This is a genomic window from Butyricimonas muris (assembly GCF_046365375.1).
Taxonomy (GTDB): Bacteria; Bacteroidota; Bacteroidia; order Bacteroidales; family Marinifilaceae; genus Butyricimonas; species Butyricimonas muris.
Genome location: NZ_JBKEIT010000001.1, coordinates 145,414 through 167,674, shown reverse-complemented (window position 1 = coordinate 167,674; position 22,261 = coordinate 145,414). Strand labels below are relative to the sequence as shown.

17 protein-coding genes are annotated in these 22,261 nt (G+C 50.6%); 8 read left to right on the top strand and 9 right to left on the bottom strand.

Going from position 1 to position 22,261, the window contains the following annotated elements:
* Positions 1 to 183: 183 nt before the first annotated feature.
* The 3 genes from ACK8P8_RS00680 to ACK8P8_RS00670 all read left to right on the top strand — a co-directional run bounded on the left by ACK8P8_RS00680 (position 184) and on the right by ACK8P8_RS00670 (position 3,091).
* On the top strand, positions 184 to 2,028 hold the full coding sequence (locus ACK8P8_RS00680) for a biotin/lipoyl-containing protein (RefSeq protein ID WP_099292932.1): 1,845 nt from the start codon (positions 184 to 186) through the stop codon (positions 2,026 to 2,028).
* Positions 2,029 to 2,213: 185 nt separating this feature from the next.
* Entirely contained in the window at positions 2,214 to 2,492 is a 279-nt protein-coding gene (locus tag ACK8P8_RS00675; RefSeq protein WP_099292934.1) for a DUF2089 family protein, read from the top strand.
* Positions 2,493 to 2,494: 2 nt separating this feature from the next.
* Entirely contained in the window at positions 2,495 to 3,091 is a 597-nt protein-coding gene (locus ACK8P8_RS00670; RefSeq protein WP_369859944.1) for a hypothetical protein, read from the top strand.
* Between the two features lie 276 nt (positions 3,092 to 3,367).
* Here the strand turns inward: ACK8P8_RS00670 and ACK8P8_RS00665 are convergent, their stop codons facing one another.
* The 3 genes from ACK8P8_RS00665 to ACK8P8_RS00655 form a co-directional block, all read right to left on the bottom strand.
* Positions 3,368 to 3,781 (bottom strand): hypothetical protein, encoded by a 414-nt coding sequence (locus ACK8P8_RS00665; RefSeq protein WP_186975739.1) that lies wholly within the window; start codon positions 3,779 to 3,781, stop codon positions 3,368 to 3,370.
* A 103-nt stretch (positions 3,782 to 3,884) separates the two neighbouring features.
* A complete protein-coding gene (locus ACK8P8_RS00660) occupies positions 3,885 to 5,369 on the bottom strand; it encodes a RagB/SusD family nutrient uptake outer membrane protein (RefSeq protein ID WP_369859943.1) in 1,485 nt (494 codons plus the stop codon).
* A gap of 12 nt (positions 5,370 to 5,381) precedes the next feature.
* On the bottom strand, positions 5,382 to 8,585 hold the full coding sequence (locus ACK8P8_RS00655) for a SusC/RagA family TonB-linked outer membrane protein (RefSeq protein ID WP_099292940.1): 3,204 nt from the start codon (positions 8,583 to 8,585) through the stop codon (positions 5,382 to 5,384).
* 813 nt (positions 8,586 to 9,398) lie between these two features.
* Here ACK8P8_RS00655 and ACK8P8_RS00650 point away from each other — a divergent pair.
* Positions 9,399 to 10,559, top strand: coding sequence for a DUF4468 domain-containing protein (locus ACK8P8_RS00650; protein WP_227215607.1), 1,161 nt, complete (start codon positions 9,399 to 9,401; stop codon positions 10,557 to 10,559).
* A gap of 192 nt (positions 10,560 to 10,751) precedes the next feature.
* On the opposite strand, the gene ACK8P8_RS00645 is transcribed toward ACK8P8_RS00650, so the two are convergent.
* The 4 genes from ACK8P8_RS00645 to ACK8P8_RS00630 all read right to left on the bottom strand — a co-directional run bounded on the left by ACK8P8_RS00645 (position 10,752) and on the right by ACK8P8_RS00630 (position 14,785).
* Entirely contained in the window at positions 10,752 to 11,678 is a 927-nt protein-coding gene (locus ACK8P8_RS00645) for a hypothetical protein (RefSeq protein ID WP_227215606.1), read from the bottom strand.
* A gap of 3 nt (positions 11,679 to 11,681) precedes the next feature.
* On the bottom strand, positions 11,682 to 11,849 hold the full coding sequence (locus tag ACK8P8_RS00640; protein WP_176555097.1) for a hypothetical protein: 168 nt from the start codon (positions 11,847 to 11,849) through the stop codon (positions 11,682 to 11,684).
* Between the two features lie 690 nt (positions 11,850 to 12,539).
* Positions 12,540 to 13,571: a helix-turn-helix transcriptional regulator gene (locus ACK8P8_RS00635; RefSeq protein ID WP_410025537.1), complete on the bottom strand. Its 1,032-nt coding sequence runs from the start codon at positions 13,569 to 13,571 to the stop codon at positions 12,540 to 12,542.
* 68 nt (positions 13,572 to 13,639) lie between these two features.
* Positions 13,640 to 14,785, bottom strand: a complete 1,146-nt coding sequence (locus ACK8P8_RS00630) for a helix-turn-helix domain-containing protein (RefSeq protein WP_227215604.1) — start codon at positions 14,783 to 14,785, stop codon at positions 13,640 to 13,642.
* Between the two features lie 248 nt (positions 14,786 to 15,033).
* On the opposite strand from ACK8P8_RS00630, the gene ACK8P8_RS00625 reads away from it, so the two are divergent.
* From ACK8P8_RS00625 to ACK8P8_RS00610, 4 genes are all read left to right on the top strand, one after another.
* On the top strand, positions 15,034 to 16,152 hold the full coding sequence (locus tag ACK8P8_RS00625) for a DUF3575 domain-containing protein (protein ID WP_292268730.1): 1,119 nt from the start codon (positions 15,034 to 15,036) through the stop codon (positions 16,150 to 16,152).
* Between the two features lie 13 nt (positions 16,153 to 16,165).
* Entirely contained in the window at positions 16,166 to 17,530 is a 1,365-nt protein-coding gene (locus tag ACK8P8_RS00620; protein WP_369859942.1) for a hypothetical protein, read from the top strand.
* Between the two features lie 81 nt (positions 17,531 to 17,611).
* Positions 17,612 to 18,277 carry a hypothetical protein gene (locus ACK8P8_RS00615; protein ID WP_186975746.1) on the top strand — a complete coding sequence of 222 codons (666 nt, stop codon included), beginning with the start codon at positions 17,612 to 17,614 and terminating at the stop codon, positions 18,275 to 18,277.
* Between the two features lie 422 nt (positions 18,278 to 18,699).
* On the top strand, positions 18,700 to 20,265 hold the full coding sequence (locus tag ACK8P8_RS00610; RefSeq protein ID WP_369859941.1) for a PD-(D/E)XK nuclease domain-containing ATP-binding protein: 1,566 nt from the start codon (positions 18,700 to 18,702) through the stop codon (positions 20,263 to 20,265).
* A 318-nt stretch (positions 20,266 to 20,583) separates the two neighbouring features.
* Here the strand turns inward: ACK8P8_RS00610 and ACK8P8_RS00605 are convergent, their stop codons facing one another.
* Positions 20,584 to 21,222 (bottom strand): SanA/YdcF family protein, encoded by a 639-nt coding sequence (locus ACK8P8_RS00605; RefSeq protein WP_186975837.1) that lies wholly within the window; start codon positions 21,220 to 21,222, stop codon positions 20,584 to 20,586.
* A gap of 126 nt (positions 21,223 to 21,348) precedes the next feature.
* Positions 21,349 to 22,197, bottom strand: coding sequence for a LytR/AlgR family response regulator transcription factor (locus tag ACK8P8_RS00600; RefSeq protein WP_369859940.1), 849 nt, complete (start codon positions 22,195 to 22,197; stop codon positions 21,349 to 21,351).
* Positions 22,198 to 22,261 lie beyond the last annotated feature (64 nt).

The window sequence follows — 22,261 nt, the reverse complement described above, 5'->3', positions numbered from 1 at the left end:
CGATGTTTAGAAGTAAAACATCCGATCTCAAGTTACAAATTAAAATCATCTTTGTCAATTATCCAAAAATTTGTTAGTTTTTCTTTGATTTTTCATGAGTATTATTAGGAAAACTCTTTTTTTTTGAATAGATTTGAAGCATTAAAATAGAATAAACACATAACAATTAAATTCTTATAAAACATGGCACGAAAATTACTCATTAGAGATTTGACATTGAGAGACGGTCAACAATCTTCATTCGCGACTAGAATGAATCAAAACCAAGTAGACCGCGTGTTACCTTTCTACAAAGACGCAAAATTCTACGCGATGGAAGTATGGGGTGGTGCAGTACCCGACTCCGTGATGCGTTACTTGAACGAGAACCCGTGGGATCGTCTGGAAAAAATCAAAGCCGTTGTAGGTGATGTTTCTAAACTGACCGCCTTGTCAAGAGGTCGTAACCTGTTCGGTTACGCTCCCTATACCGACGAAATTATCGAAGGCTTCTGTAAAAACGCCATCGAGTCCGGTTTAGGAATCATGCGTATTTTCGATGCTTTGAACGACGTGAACAACGTGAAATCGACCATCAAATACGTGAAGAAATACGGTGGTATGGCTGATTGCGCGGTTTGTTACACGATTGACCCGAAATACCCGAAACTTAGCCTGATGGATAAGTTGAAAGGTAAAAAGAACCCGGAACCCGTGTTCACGGACGAGTACTTCTTGAATAAAGCAAAAGAAATGGAAGCTCTCGGGGCTGACATGATCACGATCAAGGATATGAGTGGTCTGATTAACCCGGCACGTATCGCCGAATTACTTCCGCTTTTCAAGAAAAACCTGAAAATCCCGGTAGACTTCCATACCCACTGTACTCCCGGCTACGGACTTGGAGCCGTACTTTCCGCTATCGTGCACGGGGTGGATATCGTGGATACCAATATCTGGAACTTCGCGGGTGGTCCTGCCGCTCCGGCTATCGAGTTGATTTATATCTTCTGCCAGAAATTAGGCATAGAAATGGATGTAAACATGGAAGCCGTTGCCAAAATCAATAAAGAGTTGTACAACATCCGGAAAGAGTTGGAAGCGTTCGACGCCGTTAAACAATTCCCGAATCCGTTCAACCCGCTCACGGACACGCTTCCTGCTAACATAGACAAGCTATTCGACGACGCTATCGCCGCTGCCAAGAACAACAACGAAGAAGCATTGTTACAAGCTTGCCACGCTATCGAGGCATACTTCAACTTCCCGAAACCGAACGAGCTCGTGAAAAAAGCCGAGGTTCCCGGTGGTATGTACACCAACATGGTAGCCCAATTGAAACAATTGAATTCTATGGATATCCTCGAGGATGCCATGAAGTTGATACCGACTGTTCGTTTAGCAGCAGGTCTTCCTCCTCTGGTAACCCCGACCAGCCAGATCGTGGGTGCTCAAGCCGTGAACTGTGCTTTGGACGTGAAGAACGGAAAACCGATGTATTCCAACACGTCTAATCAATTCGTTGCGTTAGTGAAAGGGGAATACGGAAAAACTCCCGTTCCGGTAGATCCGGAATTCCGTCTGAAAATTGCCGGAACTCGCGAGGAAATCCCGTATGACACTTCCAAATATCAAATGCAGGAAAATCCCGTGTTGACAGAATTTGGTGGCGTAAAACTTGCCGAGAACGAGAAAGAAGTTCTTTTGTTGGAACTTTTCCCCGCTGTAGCTAAAACCTTCTTGACGAAACAGAAAGAAGCCCGCTACCAAGCAACCCATAAAGAAGGACAAGCACAACAAAAAGAAGATGTTCAAAAAGACGAGCCTATTACCGGAAAAGTAGTAGAAGCACCTATGCCGGGAAATATTTTCAAGATTCTGGTAAAACCCGGAGATACCGTATCCAAAGGTCAGAACGTACTTGTACTCGAAGCCATGAAGATGGAAAACAACATAACATCCGATTATAACGGTAGAGTAAAACGTATTCTTACCCAAGAAGGTAAATCGGTTAGCGCCGGAGCTAAATTGATCGAAATCGAAATTTGATTAAAGATTCAAATACTGGAAAAGGAGCTGCAATAGCTCCTTTTTTTGTTTAATACCCTCCCCCCCTTGAAGAACGTTCATCTCACTTCAAATAAATAAAATAAAACAAGATATTAATTTTATTCATTTATACATTCATAATATTGATTATTTAATTACCTTTGTTGCAAATAATAATCCGTATTATGAATACATCAAAGAAACGATTACCCCTAAGATGTCCGGCATGCGACTCCACGCTAAAGGTCGGACGACTCTTTTGTGAAGAATGTGACACGGAAGTGTGCGGTTCATTCGAGCTACCGGTATTAGCCAGACTGACGGAAAACGAACAACAATTTGCCATTGCTTTCATAAAGTCCAGCGGCAGCTTGAAAGACATGGCAAAAAACATGGGAGTCAGTTACCCCACGGTGCGCAACGTACTGGATGATCTGATTGACAAACTAAATAAAATGGAATAGCTATGAAAAAACAACGACTCAATTTATTGTTCAATCCTTTCGCACGAATAGCCGGCTACTCGGCATTAGGATGGGGTTTCCTCGGTATTGTGCTTGCCACCTTACTCTCCTATTCCACCGGATTACATTATCACGGGCTATTACACTTTGGTTGGGCACCCAATCCGGCATGGTGGTGTTTCGCCGTCGAACATCTGGTGATATGGCTTATTCCTGCCATTCTGTTTTACCTCGGGGGATTATTACTTTCTCGCTCCCGCATCCGTATTGTCGATGTCTTGGGAACTGTGGCATTCGCTCAATTGCCTTTTATTATCATGAACCTTTTCTACTTTATACCTTCGCTCCGGTTTATGACACAACTCAACCCGAACGCTCTATCCATACAGGAATTACTTGCACAACCGGAATTTATAAAAGGCGTATGGTTCTCTTTATTTTCCCTGATTTTCTTTGTTTGGGTACTGATATGGATGTTTCACGCGCTACGGGTGTCGTGCAACTTGAAAGGCTATCGTCTGGGAATACTCTACGCTATCGCTATTATAGGGGGTGATTTGATTTGCCGGATGTTAATCAACTTATGCTATAATTCGTAATCACACCTTAGTTTATCTTATTATTACGGTTTCGATGAGGGAGGCAAAAGTCATTTTTTCTAAAAACTCCTCCGTCAGCTTCGCTGCCACCTCCTCTATAAACAGAGGAGGAGCTGGTGACTCATCCCGAAGACAGTGAGTAATTCAGCTCTCCCTCTGTTTATAGAGGGAAACTGGCGAGTAAGAGAGAAATGACAGAGAGCTTGCTCGTTGTCTGTCGAACGAGAGCCAGTTCGAGTCCGTTTCGGACTCAATACCCCGGAGGGGGGAGGGAGTTTAATACCGGGGAAAACCTATTTCCTCTCCGTCCTCGGCAATATACTCATCCAAGTCTTGACAATCGGTATCCTCGTCTTCCTCGAATTGTATAGAAAGATTGTTTACACGAGCGAATTGGTGACAACTTTTGAAATCGGCATAGCGTTCGTCAATCTCCTCCTCGAATAATTTCCCACGATCTTCCACGGATAAATTTTCCAATTCTTCCTCGTGTTCCTGCAATATATCCAGTATAAATTCAGCTGCCCAACTACCCAATTCCCGTTCCAGAGTCCAATCGGAATTTTGTCGATCCAGAATTTGAAATATCTCTTGTAAATAGGGCGTTTCGCCCCATTCCTCGTACAATTGGATCACGTCGTCCTCTTCCCCGTATTCGGTCTTTAATCTTTCAAGCAACTCATTATTCATGATTACATCTTTTTTCTTTTATTTCAATGCGCTAAAGTATGAAAATAGGTCGAAAGTTCAAAAGAACTTCCGACCTATTCGTCAAAGGCAGAACCTTTTTCTATTACATCGGCCAACCCGGATTAGGTTCAACAAGCGGTTCAAGACTCAACACACTGTTGGAAATAGGGAAATAAAGCAAATCCGGATTGTCACGTCCCACGAGAGAGGGTACCAATTCGAATGCTTTATCGAAACGTACCAAATCCCACCAACGCTTACATTCAAAAGCAAATTCCAACAACCGTTCCTGCAAAATGGCAGCATCGTTTTCCGCGGGAGTACCGCTCACGAACGCGTGGTCGGCGTACTTCTCGCCGTAGGCTCGTTCCCGGACTTCTTTCATCTCGTCGGTCGGGTCTTCGCCCAACCCGTTCTTCGCCTCCGCTTTCATCAGTAACACATCGGCATAACGGTAAAGGATAATATCGTCCACGAAATAGCGGACTCCCGAAACCACCGTCCCTCGTCCTTTCATAGCCATGGTCCCGTAATACTTCCGCTCACCCTCTACCGTCTTGTATATTTCAAGAAAAGTAGCGTCTTTCCGGCTATCGTCCGGTGCATACTGTTCCCGCAAATGTTTGGACGGTGATTGTTCCATCAATCCGCCCCCGGCACCGATAATTTCCAGTATCTCCGGTTCAATATCAGGAGAAATAGTAGCCGGAGAAATATGCATCATGTCAAAATAATTATTATCCGCCTCGTTCAACTTGTAATTGACAGCCATCAAGATTTCGTCATTCCCTTTATTCTCGTAAGCGAACACGTCTTTAAACTCCGGCAGAAGACGGATTCCGGCGATTTTCTGCACTTCCTCGCAGGCTCCCAAGGCCGTGCGGTAATCGGTTTCGCCACCGTTCTTACGGCGTGCCGTCCAAAGATAAACATCCGCTTTCAACGCGTAAGTTGCCGCTTTAGACCAATGGTTTCTGCCTGTTTCGAAAGCCGTCGAGGGAAATAATCCCAAAGCATCTTCAATATCATCCTTGATAAAGGTAAACAACTCCTCCTCGGTTGCCCTTGCTTTCTGCACTTTCGCGGGATCGTATCCCTCCATTGCTTCCGTCCGCAGGGGCACTCCGCCCCATATCTTCACCATGGTGAAATACACGAATGCCCGCATGGCATGCGCTTGCGCCAGTATCAGGTTACGTTTGGACTCGTCAGTGAAAGGAATTTCCGGTACCTTTGTCAGAAGCAAATTTGCCGCGTTCACCGTGGCATAGAATTTTTCCCACGTGGGTCCGAAACTTGCACTCAAGTCATTATCCCTGTATTTCTTGTAATTATCCCCCACGATAGCCTCCGATTCCAGCGTTTCGCTTCGCATCTCTCCCCAGATAAACATATTATCCGTCGTATTATCCCGCAGGAACACGTACATTCCCGCCAACCCGCCTTCCGCGTCCGATTCGGTTTTCCAGAAAGAGTCAGCCGTGATAACACTCGTGGGATCAACATCCAGTATGTCACACGCCCCCATGGCAAGTCCCATACTCACTCCCATGGCTATATGAATTATTTGTCTTTTCAATTTACACATGGCTTGATTCATTTAAAATGTGATAGATACTCCTGTAATAATGTTTTTCGGAATAGGATAACGCCCGTTATCTTGTCCGCCCTCTTCCGGGTTCAATCCCGAATAATTCGTGAAATAGTGGAGGTTATTCCCCGTCACGTGCATACGTACTCCGGCAAGTCCCACTTTCCGCAGCCACCTTCTCGGGAACTCGTAACTCAAAGATATCTCGCGCAAACAAAGGAAATCCCCCTTCTCCACGTAAATATTAGCTCTCTCCGGGTGATTGTAAGCACTATTCCAGATGTAACAAGGCATTGAAGCATCATCCCCTTGTTCTTTCCATGAATTTACCGCCATGTTTTTCGTGAGATTTCCGTCGCCTTGCGAGTTATTGTTCATAAAGCGGGCTGCATAATTATATATCTTGTGCCCCAGCGTGTAGTCGAAACGGAACGAGAAGGTAAATCTACGGAACGAGAGTTTGCTAGAGAATCCTCCCGTCCACTTGGGATAGTAGTTTCCCAAATATACTTTATCCTTGGAATCAATCTGTCCGTCACCGTCCACATCCCGGAATATGGAGTAACCGCCGTATTTAGTCTTGTCATTACCCGGAATCATGGTATTCACGGTCGGGTCTGCCTGAGCCTCCGCGTCAGTAGCGTACACACCTTCAATCACGTGACCGTAAATATCACCGACACGTCCACCTTCCTGCAAACCGCCTACCCAAGCGTATTCACCCCGGGAAGGTACCCACACGTATTCCCCGCCGATACGGTTATTCTCGGCCCCATTCTCCGGCAACTTCAATATCTTGTGTTTCGTGTTCGTGACCGTGGCTGCCATAGTCCATTGCACGGCACTCCATCCCGGAAGGATATTAGCGTTCACTTCCAACTCGAATCCCTTGTTTTCCAAGCGTCCCAAGTTCGTGTAAATATTGGCAAACCCGGTAGAAGGCGGCAATGAAAGTTGAGTGATCAAGTTATCCGTCACCCGGCGATAGTAATCAAACAGTATCCCCACCCGTTGGTTGAACAGCCCGATATCGGCACCGACGTCAAAAGTCTTGGACTGTTCCCATTTCAGTTCCGAGTTCGGGATGACCGTGTTCTGGATGGCAGAAGTTCCATCGTAGATTTTTCCCACGGCATACGTACCCCGTGCCTGAAAATCATCCAGTCCGCTGATATTTCCCGTCACCCCGTAACTACCTCTTAATTTCAACTGGATAAAACTCAACGGCTCCCAGAATTTCTCGTTATGCACGTTCCAACCGACGGATACACCGGGGAAAAATCCCCACTTGTGGTCGTCACCCAAGTTGGACGCTCCATCGAAACGGGCACTCAGCGAAATCAGGTACCTGTCCTTGTAATCGTAATTCACGCGGGCAAAGAATCCGGCTATCGCCTGCGTGCTTTCATCCCCTTTCACGCTTTTTGCCGAAGCGGAAGCGTTCAACGTGGGAATCAAATCGGTCGCCGCTCCTTGCCCCTCGGCATTCAACGTCGATTTCTCCCTCCCGAAATAGGAGAACCCGGCTTTCACGTCCACGTTATGCGCGTCGGCAAACAGCTTATTATACCCTAACACCAAATCCATTTGTCCCTGCAACGTTTTCGTGTAATATCCTTTCGCTTCCCGTGAATCGTTAAATGTCATGGAACCGTTCCAATAAGACGGAATGAAGGAATAACCGTCCGTGGTGTACTTGTACATGGACAACTGGGGGGTAAACCTGAAACCGGGGAGAAATTCCCAGTCCGCGGCAAGTGAAAGAGAAAGGTTATCCTTACTGTTCTTTCGCTTGTCATTGTTCAAATGGTAAACGGGATTACCGATACTGCGATTTTGTCCCGGTGCCAGCGTTCCGTCCTCGTACGTGTATTTCGCGGTATGGGGCAAAGATGCCGCCCGGTAAAAAATCTGCTCGAGATTATATACCTCGTTATTACTTGAAGTGGTGTACATCATCCGCCCCGACACGTTCAGATTGTCCCGCAATTTAAGACTGCCGTTCAAGCTGAAAGAAAGACGGCGGTACTTGGTCGTGATCACCGTTCCCTCGCTATCCATGTACCCTAACCCGGCATAAAACGTAGCTTTATCGCTTCCACCCGAAACGGTCAGGTTATGCGAGTACGTGTAAGCCGTACGGTAAATCAAATCCTGAAAATCCGTATCCTTGAATATAATCGTCTTCGAGGGATCAATCGGGTCCGGCATACTCTCCCACCCCTCGTTCAACTTGTGTTTATTGGCTTCCGTCAAGTATTGCGTCGTGTAAGCCGTGTTATTCGTCAAATCGTTTCCCGTACCGAAACCGAGAGCCGAATTAAGACGGTCCAAAGCACTGGCGTTGTAGCGGGAAGCGTACTGCATACTTTTCCGGTTCATCTCGATATACTCCCGCCCGGAAGCCAGATCATATTTTTCCCCGGGTTCGGAAACTGTCAACCCGAACGAATAATTAGCCTGTATCTTGCCCGGCTTTCCGCTTTTCGTGGTGACGATCACCACACCGTTGGAAGCTCTTGCCCCATAGATAGCGGTGGAAGCGGCATCCTTCAATACTTGAAGCGACTCGATATCATTACTGTTCAAGTCGGCAAGATCGGTACGAATGATCCCGTCCACGATATAAATAGGTGCCGCCCCGTTCATGTTATTGATCGAAGTACCACCCCGGACAATCACCCTCGGCGCCGCGCCGGGTTGCCCGGACGTACTCTGCACCTGTACCCCGGAAACGTTGCCTTGCAATGCCGAAGCGAGATTGGTATAAGGCACGTTCTCCAAAGCCGAAGGGGGCAGTTTAGTGATAGCGGAGGTTACTTTTTCCCGTGCCTGTGTCCCGAACCCGACGACCACGATTTCGTCCATCCGTATCCGGGTAGGACGCAACGTCACGTTCACCGTCTTCTGGGAAGAGGACAATTTTATTGTCCTTGTTTCATATCCCAAGAAACTGAATTCAAGCAAACTATCCTGTTGCATCAGATTCAAGGTGTACTGCCCTTCGTCATCCGTGGCGGAACCTCTTGTAGTTCCTTTAATCAAAACGAGCACTCCTGCCATGGGTTCCCTGTTCTCGTCAAGAACCCGTCCTTTTATGGTACGTTGCGATTCCTTGGCCTTATCGTCTTGGGCACATAAGGTCAAAGGCAAAGCCGAGAAAAGAAAGATCCATAAAAACGAATTGGCTAATGTAAATTTAACTTTTTCCATACGATCTTCAATATTCTATTTATCAATTATTCCATAAATTCATTGTTCCTCCTTTTCCGTCAATCCAACTACTTCTCCCGACTTTATTAACCTTCATGCACACGGAAAACAGTAACTATACCTGAATATTTTTCAAAGAATATACCGAAAACAACAAAAAGCAACAATCGACTTTACCTCAACAACATACCCGAACGGACAAACGTGGAAAATGAGGAATCCCCGTCCGCACTTTGTGGAAAAATACCACACTTCGGTTTTCGCCTTCGGCGAGTTGCAAGTTGCAGGTTGCATTTGCCGCAAGCGGCAAGTTACAAGTTGCTTTTCTAGCGTTAAAGACTGTATTCCAGCTCTCCCTCTGTTTATAGAGGGAAACTGGCGAGTAAGAGAGAACAGACAGAGAGCTTGCTCGTTGTCTGTCGAACGAGAGCCAGTTCGAGACCGGTTTCCGGGCTCAATACCCCGAAGGGGGGAGGGAGTTTATTAATTGTAGATTTAGCGATTTTACATTGAATGATTCCGGTCGCACGAGCGACGCTTCGTTAATCATTGAATCGACAATCATTGAATCATTTAATCAATAAACTCCTCCGGCACTCCGTGCCACCTCCTCTATAAACAGAGGAGGTGCTTGAATACCGCCTTGCTTCGGGAATCTTTTCAATCTAAAATCTTAAATCATAAATCTTAAATATTCCCTTTCTCCTGCCGGAATACAAAATATTTCTTTAACTTTGAGAGCGGCTTCTATTGTTTTCCCCCGATTTGACGGGGCAATACCCGTACTGAAATATTTATTAAATCTGACATACTATGATGAAGCGTCTTTTACTTATTTTTTGCCTCTTACCCGCGTTCGCTTTCGCGCAGGAAGAAGTTGACAGCAAATACATGACCGGCGCCGTTCCCGTGGTGGACGGTAAAGTGATGTTCAAGAAAGAAATCAAAGCCCCTAATTTGTCCAAAGATCAAATCTTCGATGCCGTGTCGGCATGGGCAAATTCCCGGTTTAAAACGGATAAAGGTAACTGGGGACAAGTCGCGTACTCGAACAAGGAAGAAGGGCAAATCGCTTGCTACGGCAGCGAATATCTCGTGTTCGCCGACAAAACGTTCTCTCTCGACCGGGCAAAAACCAACTATCGGGTGAACTTCGTTTGCTCTCCCGGCAAATGCGTCATGGAAATCACGAACATCCATTATCTCTACCCGGAAGACAGCAAAGACCGTCTGGCGGCGGAAGATTGGATCACCGATGAGCAAGCCATGAACAAGGACCGGACAAAACTGATCAAACGAATTGCCAAATTCCGTATCAAAACTGTCGATCTCGCGGAAAACTTGTTCGAGGGTGCGGAAAAGAGCCTCGGCGTACAACCCGCGGCAGCACAAAACGTACCCACGCCCCCGGCAGTAGCCCCTCCCGCCCAAGCGGTGGAGAACATCGCTCCCGTGTCGGGTGAAGCCCTGCAAGGTTACAAGCGGATCGCTCCCGACAAGATTCCCGGAAACATCATCAAAATGCTTTCCGAAGACTGGATGCTGATCACGGGCGGGAACAACGAGAAATTCAACCCCATGACGGCAAGCTGGGGCGGACTGGGATACTTGTACAACAAACCCGTGGCTTTCTGTTTCATCTCCCCGGCACGCTACACGTATGACCTGATGGATAACGGCGACACCTACACGCTCACGTTCTACACCGAAACGTACCGCGAAGCGCTGAACTATTGCGGGCACAACTCCGGCAAGGATGCCGATAAAGTAAAGGGAGCCGGACTAACCCCTGTCACCACCCCTTCCGGCAGCAAAGCGTTCTCGGAAGCATGGATGATTATCGAGTGTCGCAAAATGATTTCCCAAACCATCAACATCGACGGCATCTCCGATCCCGAACTCAAAAAACAATGGTCGGGTAAAGCCATGCACAAGATGTTTATCGGCGAGATCTTGAATGTATGGGTGAAATGAAACTTGCCTTTGGCAAGTTTCAGGTTGTATTTGCCGCGAGCGGCAAGTTAATTGAAAATTGAAAATGAAAGTGCCACTGAAGCGGGAAAGCCGGGATACCGCCACTTTCGGCAGTATCCCGGCTTCTTTTCCGGTTTGTTTTAGATTCAACAACTTGCAACTCGCCGAAGGCGAACAAATCATTTTCAATTTTCAACTTTCAATTTTCAATTGTCTAGTTGCCGCCTCCAATCCCGCCAGTTTTATCTCGAAAGCTGACTTTTTCGCTTTCACCGCTTCCTTCTCGGCGGCGGCGGTTGCTTTCTTCACGCCCGCTTTCGCCCGCGTGATAGCCTCGCGCTCCTCGGGCGTGGCGGTCACCTCGCGGACGGCAAGCCGCAACTGTGCCGCCTCGTACGCCTCCACCGCCTCGGCAAGCGTGAGCTCCTCCGCCGTGGGGGGCGGGTACAGCCGCGTCGAGGGCGACGAGTACTTGCCATCGGCGGACACGGCGTAAGCGTAGATGAACAGCGCCGCCTTGTTCCAGCCCGCCGGGATCAGTGCCGATGTCGAGCCCGCCTCGCCGCGGTCACGCAAATCCACTCGCAGGCTGCGCATCGACTTGTGATCCTCCGCGCCCGCCGTGAACATGCAGGCGTACACCCGGTCGTTCTCCCGCGCCAACCCGCCGGGGATCACCTCGTCCACCTGCACGAAAGCCACCTTGTTCGTGTCCATGTCCACCGTCGCCGTCACGTTCGCCGTGTCCAGAGAGCCGTCACTCACCTGCATCCCGCCGAAATCGTACTCCAGCACGATTTTCTTCGTCAACGCGTCGCGGGACGCCGTGCAGAGCGTCTTCACGTTCGCCTGCATGAAAGCGTTCATCGGCGATTCCCGCTTCTTGCGCTCGCGAAAGCTCACCCGCAACGTTTCCAGCAACGGGCGGGTAAGTTTCCCGCAACCGCCGTAACCCGCTATACGCAAGTCACGTGCCTCCTGCTTCTCCTTGCTCGAGTAAACAGGGTTCTTTTTACCTTTCATCGCCGAGATTATCTCGCCGTCCCAACTCGTGGTGAAACGGTGTTGACCGATACTCTGGCGCAATTCCCAAAACAGGGTTGATTTACCTTTTGCCATAATTCAATTCTTTTTAGTTCGTAATTCTTTTTTCGCCTTCGGCGAGTTGCAGGTCGCGTTTGCCTTCGACAGGTTCCACTTCCCGATACTGCCGTCCGGGAGCCTGATCCACACGCCGTTGCCGGAACAAGGGATGTTCTTCAAGCAAGGAAACAATTTCTTCATGTACATACTTTCTCTTTTTTATAATGAAACGTCGTGTTAGTTCTACCGGTCACACCCGATCCCCGGGGTGCCTCGTTGGGGTCTTCCTTCTTTTTTCAAACGATATCGTAATGCAATATTAAAACAATTAGATTACAAAACAAAGAAAATATTCATTTGTTTTTAAATTATTTTTATAATACTTATTTAATTTTAATCCAACATTACCTAAAATAAATACAAATCACACCATTCTGTTTTATAATCACTTACACCTTTTTTCCCGTTTTACCCTCCCGAAACCCGCGCCACCAAAGGGCTAGGAACCTTCATAACCTGCCCATCACCTGCTCAAAACCTGCTCATAACCTGCTATAGGCAGGTTATAATAACGACATAACGACAATATATTTAGTTAATCCGATAGCTCGGCAGTTAAATGTTTGCCGGAGGGATATAGTCTAATATTAGATTATTTGCCTTCGGCGAGTTGCAGGTTGCAAGTTGCATTTGTCTTCGGCAAGTTACAAGTTATTTTTCTAGCGTTCATGACTGTATTCCAGCTCCTCCTCTGTTTATAGAGGAAACCCGCGAGTAAGCGAGGGCAATAGGGAAGCTTGCTTCCTGATTGCCGAGCGTGAGCTGGTTCGAGACCGGCTTCCGGGCTCACTTGGCAGCGTAGCTGACGGAGGAGTTTAATCTAAAATCATAAATCACCTAATTAACAAGCCTCTCCTCCTCCTTCACCCGCAGATAACTCCTGTAATTACTGAATCCCGCCATAATCACCAGTTCCATTTTACTCTTGCCCGCGTTGTCGGGGGAAAGGCGGAGGCGTTCGAGATGCGCGAGGCGATAGCGGTTGATCAAACGGCAAAAGTTCATGCCGAACTCCTTGTTTATAAACGCCGAGAGATAACTGCGGTTCGTGTGCATTCCGGCGGCGAGGTCGGTAATACGCAGCTTGGGATTAAGATAAGGCTTTTTCTCCCGCATGTAACGCGTGAAACGCGCACGGCCGGGAGGTATCGATTTGTCGGGCGGGTACTCCTCTTCCCCGGCATCCTGCCTGATAATAACGTAATTATCATCGAGCAGGTTATAGCACAATATCAAGTAAAACACGAAGGTCGGCAGCGCGCCCAGCCACACGAAATAATTGGTGGCGAAAACCGGAACGCGAAATAACAATCCCGCCAACGGCACCGGAACGCAAACCAGTATCAACGCCTGCATCAGCGCCAGCCAACCGAGCGACGACCGACGCGCGTCTGACGAGTAATTCACGACACATCGCTTGTAACGGCGTATATTCCTCAAGCTCAACGCGGGATAAACGGTATTGTAAACGACGAACACGAGCGTTGTCATGGCATACATCACCCGGAACCACGTCCCCGACGCGTCGTCGCCGTAGACCACCGCCGCCTGCAGGCTAACGGGTACGGCGAAGTCAAAAATCACCGAAACCGCCACAATGCCGAGCGGTATCGCCAGATGCAGGCGGCCGAACCGCCGGTACTCTCCCGTGCCCGTGAGAATGGCGACGAAACGGTAGAACAGCACTTGGTCCAGCATCAGCGTCAGCAGGAACACCGAGTGATAATAGATGAAGACACGGGGATAAATCGTGTAAAACACCAACCCCATCCACCCCAGCGAGGTAACGAAATACGCCAGCGCCAGAAACAGGCGCAATTGGCGGTCTTCCCGGCTTCGCCCCCGTGTCCGCGCGTCCAGCAGCACCATCACCATGCACACCAGCGCGCACACGACGGGCGCCGTGAAAGCGAACGCCTCGACAAGCTCCCGCCCGATCATGGCTCCCCTCCTTCCCGCCCGGCGGCAAGGGCGCGGGTGTACTGCCTGTACTCGCCGAATCCCGCTTGTTTGACCAACGCGCTCTCGCTCTTGCCCTCGTTGCCGGGCAGCGAGCGGAGCCGTTCCACCTCCCGCAACCGCCAGTGGTTCAGGTAGCGGTTGAAATTCATCCCGTACTCGCGGTTGATAAACGCCGATATTACCGTCCGGTTCACGTCCAGCGCCTCCACCAGATCCGTTATCTTGTAACCCGGGTTCAGGTAAGGCTTCTCCTTCACGAAATACGTTTCCAGCCTCAACCGCGACATACTGCCGGAATGTTGCCTGCGCGGCGTCTTTTCAGCCGCGTCCCCCGGCACTTTTCCCTCCGGTTCGGGCACGGCGTAAAGCACGTACTCGCGCCGTATCACGTGGTAGGTCAGCAACACGTGTTGCGCGGCGATGCTCAACGTCACCACGCTCGTCCAGATGGAATAAAGTATTTTACCGCGCGGCATAAAGGTAGGCAACAGCGACGAGAGCAACGACGCCACGGAGATCGCCACGAGGAAAATCACCCACCGTGCCGGCGCACGCGCCAGCGTGTCCCGCTCGCTCATCTTTTTATAATAACGTACCAGTACCCCAATCGTCAACGCATAATACACCAACCCGAAAATCACCCGCGCCAAGGGCTTTATCGTGAAAAAGCGGGTGTACGCCCCGTATCCCGGCGGCGTCACCAGCGCCTTGCCCGTGACGATTTCCAGCTGCACCTCGCCGGGCACGAACAGCGACCACCCCAGCATCACCCCCGCCAACACCCCGGGCGCAAGGTAATGCCACGGCGGGAAACGCTCCGGCAACCCCAGTCGCGTAAGGTAACGGATCACGCGGTAAAAGAATATCGACGGGAGCACGAAGCCCAAAAGGCAAACCGTGTTCAGCAGGACAAACAGTCCCGGCTGGAACTCGTAACAAAAAAACGTGTACCAACCGAGTGCCGACAGGGAAAGATAGACCAGAAGCACCCGTTTCAACTTTTTCTCCCCCGGCGTCAAACTGTCCGGCAGGGAAAAAAGAGCGAGTATCCCGCAGGACACCGCCGAGAAAACGGGCACGAGCACCGTCATGGCTATCGGGTAGGCAGCAGACACATCCATGCTTCAAATATATCGCGTTTTTGTCAAAAAACGACTATCATAGCCCGAAATAGTACGTTTTTTACCTTTTTGCACGGAATTACGATTTGGCAAGTGAAAAAAATACCCCTATTACGATTTGGCAAGCAATATTTTGTTGAATTGTCTCCCGGCGGATTTCATTTTTACCTAGTTTTACATTCACAAATCACCGCACGCGGTGCCATTCCGGTAAATCGACAAAATACTTATATATAAATAACAGCTTTATGAAACTTTCTCGACTAACTAAGATCCTACTCTTTTTGATAGCGGGCATGCCGGTTTCCGGTACACCGCCCGCCCGGGGGGCGGACAGAGTGGCGGCAGATTCCGTCGTCACTTTCCGCTTCCTGCCGGGCAACGATATGTTTTTCCTTCGGGGCAACGAGGCGGAACTCCGCCGCCTGCTCTCGCTCGTGGACGAATACCGCGCGCGGATAGCCGACGGCAGCATGCCTCTCGCCGTGGACAGCTACTGTGCCTCCCTCCCCTCCGAACGGGAAAACCTCGACATGGCACGCGTCCGCACCAACCGCGTGAAGTCGGAACTCATCACGCGCCGGGGACTCAAAGAAGAAAACTTCATAACCACTAACCGCGCCGTCGCCCGCGACGGCAACCGGGACGCGGTAATCATGACCCTCCGCGTCCCGGCAAAAGCGGCACCCCTGCCCGTGGCGGAGAAGCCGAAGGAAGAGGCTCCACCCGCCGCCGCGGAGAAAAAAACGACAGAAAAGAAAACGGTGACGGTCGAAGAAACGATAACGGAAAACGCACCCGCGAAGGCAGTTGCACCCGCGCCACCAGCGGAACCGGAATCCCCGGCACGCCTGTACCGCTTCGCCATACGGACGAACCTGCTGCACGACGCCTTGCTGCTTCCCGCACTGGGAGCGGAGTGGCGCGTGAACCGCCATGTCGGCATACGGCTCGACGGCAGCCTCGCGCGGTGGAACGGCGACCGCGGCAAGGTGCAGAAGGTATGGCTGCTCAACCCCGAAGCAAGGTGGTACCTGCTCGACGGCAAACGCTTCTACGCGGGAGTATCGGGCAGCTACGGCGAGTACAATATATACAAGTACCCGATAGGCAGCTTCCTGTCGAAAGACACCGGCTACCAAGGCACGACGTGGAGCGCGGGCGTGACAACGGGCTACCAGCTCTATCTCTCGCGCTGCTTCTCCATCGACTTCAATCTCGGACTGGGCTACACGCGCTTCGACCACGACACGTTCGACGCGGTTGAAGGAACACGACGGTACAAGGAAAGAGGGAAAACAAAGAATTTCTGGGGACCGACACAAGCAGGAATCAGCCTCGTGTGGACTACCGGAAGGAACAAGTAGAACAAATACACGAATGAAAGATATGAAAATTACGATTACATCACTTCTCGTCCCGGCGGCAATCCTGTTGCTCGCCGCTTGCGACGTGAAAGACCCGATTCACGACCCGGAGCCTCCCGTGAAGGTCACCGTCGTGACGGAGGAACTTCCGGCACTGACCGTAAAGCGCGACTCCTTCGCGACCTCTTCCCCCCGGATGCTGCTGTTGGGACGGACGGACGATATCACGGGGGTGACGCTCGCGACACCCTATTTCACCCTCTCGCCTCCTTCCGGCGGGGAGGTGCGGGCAGACCACGTGTACGATTCGATCACCTTTTTCGCCCGCCACGGCGGGACGGTGTGGGGAGATACGACCTATATGCAGCAAATCCACCTCTACCGCCTGCGGGAACTTCCCCCGTCCGCCCCGGTCTTCAATAACGCCACTGTCCCGCACGAGGCTGAACCTTTGGGTTCGTTCACGTTTTGGCCCGGAGCGGGGAGAGTGCCGCCCGTTCTGCGTTTCCGGCTCAACAACGCCGACGCCCTCGGGCGGGAGATGCTCGCCATGCTCGCTGCCGGGAGCAGCGTGATGGGGGATGCCGCCAAGTTCCGGGAATATTTGAAAGGGCTGGTCGTGATGGCCGACCCGTCGAACACCTGTATCTCCACCCTCGACCCGTCGGCAGGCGGCATGGGCATCACCCTCCACTGGCACGATGGCGGCGGCACTGCCCGGAGCTGCTCCTTTGTCACGGGCGCGGCGGAGGATGCCCCGTATATGTTTATGAGCACGGTCAACGACCCGGCGGGGACGCTTTATAGCGTACTCCAACAGCAGACGGACGCCCTGCCGTTTGCCGATGCCGCCCGACAGGGATACCCCGACGGGCAGGCAGTGGTGTGCGGCACGGGCGGGTACATGGTGCGGATGGAATTGCCGGACGCGCTTCCGGGACAAACGGAGGGACGCACACCGGCGAAGGTGGAAATCCGGTGGCATGTCCGGCAGCCGGGATGGTACACGACACCGCCCGTGGAAGGGGAAGAGGAAGTCAAAGAGGAGATGACCAATACGCCTTACCCGCTGCCTGCCGCCGTGCGCCTCTACGAAACGGACGGCGACAACCGCGTGAAGGCCGCGGTGACCGACGCGGAGGGGAAACCGGTGGACGCCATCCTGACGGATGCCTCCCCGACGTATGCCAAGGACGGAATATACACCGCCGACATCACGCACTACTACCTCTCGCGGCTGAGCCGCGCCGCCGGGCAAGGCATGGTGGCACTGCTGGCGGGGGTTCCGGTGGATGAGCTGACCGCCTCGGCGGGGCTGATGGTGATGGACTCCCTCCCCGAAATCCAAGTGCATTGGCACGAACCCGTGGAGGAATAAAGCAACAAGGTACACGACTACCGGACAAATCCGGCACAGGCTGAAACCAATCTCGAGTTAGTAACAAATAAACCACACACCATGAAAACGATCTTTGACTTTTTCTCCATCCGGCGGGTAAACTTACGCAACATCATCGGTTTCAAACGACTGGGCAACTGGGTACTCCGACCGAAGCACAACCGGAAGCATACCGGACCCAAGCATCCCGAGCAGGAACGCACGAACGAGGTTTTCGGCAAGGCAAGGAAGTTCGGCGCCGCTTTCGCCCGGACGATGGCGGACTACCCGGCATGGGCAACCGCCGCCACCCTCTACTGGGCAGGACGTACGGGCGACAACCTCATGTTCCACATGAACCACGACAAGTTGATAGGACGCGTCGTGGCGTGTTTCCACCTCTTCCGTTTCAGCTTCGGGCCGAGAAGCCTGCCGTGGAACCTCGAGGCTCGCGCCGACGGCAACACCATCACCATCACGTGGCAGGACAACCGCCGCTCCCCCCATTGCTCTCCCCACGACCCGCTACTCGTCGGCGTCCTCTTCGACAACAAACCCGGCAAACCCATGCTCGTCGCCGACAGCGGCGTCACCCGCGCCAGTTGCGGCATCTCCATCGTCCTCAACGACAAGCAACCCCGGAAAATCCACCTCTACCCCTTCTTCTGCAACCCCGAGAGAACGGAATTTTCGGAAAGCCAACATTTGGAAGTAACGACCGATTCGATGAGCCTGACGATTCGGTGATTTATGATTTATGATTTATGATTTTAGATTAAACTCCTCCGTCAACTTTGCGTCCAAGTGAGCCCGGAAGCCGGTCTCGAACAAGCTCATGCTCGGCAATCAGGAAGCAAGCTTCCCTATTGCCCTCGCTTACTCGCCGGTTTCCTCTATAAACAGAGGAGGAGCTGGAATACAAACTAGAACGCGAGAAAAGTAACTTGCAACCTGCCGAAGGCAAATACAACTTGCAACCTGCAACTCGCCGAAGGCGAATAGAACATTTTCAATTTTCAACTTTCAATTTTCAATTGTTATCCCTACCTTTGTGATAACGAATAAAACAAATTGAACTTGTAACCTGCCGAAGGCAAATGTAACTTGCAACCTGTAACTCGCCGAAGGCGAATATAACCTGCAACTTGCCGAAGGTAAAAAAAAAGACCATGAACCAAACGTTATCCCATCTCCGGAAGATGCCTATCGGCATACAGAGTTTCGAGAAACTCCGCCGGGAAGGTTTCGTGTACGTGGACAAGACGGAACTGGTGTACCGCCTTGCCAGTACGCCAACCCCCTATTTCCTGAGCCGCCCGCGGCGCTTCGGGAAGAGTCTTTTGCTCTCGACGCTGGAAGCGTACTTCCTAGGCAAGCGCGAGCTTTTCGAGGGGCTTGCCGTCGAGCGGCTGGAAACGGAATGGGCGACTCACGCCGTGCTGCATCTCGACCTGAACGCAGGGCAATACCAGACCGTGGAGGAACTCGACAAGATGCTGGAATACCGCCTCGGGGAATGGGAACGGGAGTACGGGGTCAGTATACCGGGACCGACGCGTTCCATTCGTTTCTTGGAGGTAATCAAGGCGGCACACGCCCGGACGAGGCGGGGGGTAGTGGTGCTCATAGACGAGTACGACAAGCCGCTGCTCAACAGCTTCGATAACCCTGAGTTGCAGGAACAATACCGCTCGATACTGACGGCATTTTATTCAGTGTTAAAAACCGCCGACCCGTGGTTGCGTTTCATCTTCATCACGGGGGTGACGAAGTTCGCGCAGATGGGGATATTCAGCAATCTCAACCAACTCTCCGATATCAGCCTCGACTTGGATTATGCCACGCTTTGCGGGTTGACACTCTCCGAGATAGAGGCGAACTTCGCGCCGGAAATAGACCGGTTGGTGGCATACCACGGGGGGACACGCGAGGAGATGATAGAGGAATTAACCCGCCGCTATGACGGCTATCATTTCAGTAGCGGTGACGTGCCGAACGTGTTCAACCCGTTCAGCCTGTTGAGCGTGATGGAGAAACGTTTGTTCCAGAACTACTGGTTCGCAACGGGTACGCCGACGTTTCTGGCACGCATGCTGCAGCAGACGGATTTCGACTTGCAGGAACTGGACGGCATCGAGGTAACCGCCTCGTCGCTCACCGACGACCGTGCCGACGTGAAGAATCCCGTGCCGATGATCTACCAGAGCGGTTACCTGACGATAAAGGGATATGACAAGCGTTTCCAGACGTACACTCTCGGGTTCCCCAACGAGGAGGTGAAGTACGGGTTCCTGAATTTTGTCGCCCCGTTTTACTCCGCCATACCGGGAAGCGAAACGGATTTTTATATCGGCAAATTCGTGCAGGAACTGGAAAAAGGGGATGTCAATGCCTTCATGACACGACTGCGGGCGTTCTTCGCCGATTTTCCTTACGAGTTAAACGCCAAGACGGAACGGCATTATCAAGTGGTGTTCTACCTTGTATTCAAGTTAATGGGACAATTCACCGACGCCGAGGTACGCAGTGCCCGAGGACGGGCGGACGCCGTGGTGAAAACCTCGCTATACATATATGTTTTCGAGTTCAAACTCGACGGCTCCGCCGAGGAAGCCCTCGCCCAAATCGACGATCGGGGATACCTCATCCCCTACTCCGCCGACAGCCGGAAAACCGTCAAGGTGGGCGTGGAATTCAACGCAGAAGAACGTAATATCGGGAAGTGGACTTGTTGATTCAGTAATCTTATTGATTTGGTGATTTACGATTGCTTGATTGATGATTTTAGATTAAACTCCTCCGTTCGCTTCGCGTCCAAGTGAGCCCGGAAGCCGGTCTCGAACCAGCTCACGCTCGGCAATCAGGAAGCAAGCTTCCCTATTGCCCTCGCTTACTCGCCGGTTTCCTCTATAAACAGAGCAGGTGCTGGAATACAAACTAGAACTCGAGAAAAGTAACTTGTAACTTGCCGCTTGTGGCAAATGCAACTTGCAACCTGTAACTCGCCGAAGGCGAATAGAACCTGTCGCTTCGGGTTTATGAACTTTATAAACTTATTCCGGAATCTCGATCTTCTCTCCTAAATGGCGGGGTTGCTTGTTCGTGAAGAAATCGACATACACCTTTACCCGGGCAAACAATTCGCGTACTTGTGTCTTGAAACCTTCTTGGGTTCCGACATCTTCGGCATTGTACCCGATCGCTTCCATTTCATAATGATGAGCCAGAAATATAGCCCGTTCGTTATGAAATTGCTGGGAAATCACGGTGATACTATCCTGCCCGAATATCTCCTTGGAACGCACCACGGAATCGAGCGTACGCAGTCCCGCGAAATCCAACACGAGCACCTCTTTCGGAACACCTCTTCTCAACAGCGAATCTTTCATGGCTTGAGGTTCATTGTAGTTGTGCCGGCGGTTATCCCCACTGATCAGTATATATTTTACCTTTCCCGCGTTATATAACGCCACTGCCGCGTTGATGCGGTTGTCGAAATACGGGTTACTCCGCCCACCCTTTAACCGTGGGGAAGTCCCAAGCAATAATCCCACCTTGTTACAAGGGATTGATGCCGTGTCCGTGAATACCCGACCTTTGGCATAACACGTTATCCGGTAATTACAAAAGAGTATCCCCATACAACAAAGCAAAAGGGGCAAAACGATACCATACACGAAAACCCGTTTCACGATTTTTCTCCATTTCCGTGACCCCAATTTCCGCTTCACGCTTCCGTCCGAAACTGTTAAATCTTTTCTCCCCTTAGGTGTCATAATCTTAACTTCTCCTCTACAAAGATACGACTTTCCAACGAATTATGATGAATAACACATGAACCAATGTGTCACTTTCTCGCTATACGTTTTAGAAATCGGGATATCGGGTACTTTCTCGACGCCAAATTCCAGATAAATACCGTCTTTCTCCCTGCGAATCACTTTCACCTGCTCGAAATTGACCATGTAAGAACGATGGCAACGCAGGATATTCGTTCCCTCGAAGGTTTCTTCCATGGCTTTCAACGTGTTCCGTAGCATGAAACTCGTGACAATACCCTTGTTCAAATACCAGACACGCACGTAATTATCCGCAGACTCGATATACAATAAATTTCCGCGTTTCACGGACAAACGCAACTCTCCGTTCGCGTCAAGAAACGAGATCACCGCGGAAGTTCCTCCCGTGTCGTTTTTATCATTCTCTATCATCCGCAACTTTTGTACCTTGTCCCGCCACGAGAAATAAAGCATCAACATGGCGTAAGGCAAAAGCAAAACAAGAAAAGTGTTCTCGGTCGATTCCGCGAATATTTCCATCACCTCGCGCTCCGGTCGCAGATACATGGAATAGGTAGTATAAAAAAGCGACATGAAAAAGACCTCGGCTGCAATCCAACCGGCATATTGCAGGTAATTGAGCGCATGACGTTTCGTGTAATAATACATGATAAGACGACTCACCGCGACCACCAGTACCCCCGTGAGAATGACAAGACTGGAAAAAAGGAAAAACTTGAACTCCGACACGGGATACCACGTCAGGGAACTAAACGGCTTATAGAGATTGATAAAAATCAAGTCAAATACAGCCGTGAATAACACTAAACGTAGCAAGTTCGATTTCTCGTAATGAAACGTGGGTATTTTACGTGTCAACGCGTTCATCTCTCTCTTTTTTTGTAAATTTCAAACAAAGATACACTTTTCCCGTCATAAAATTTACCCCTCA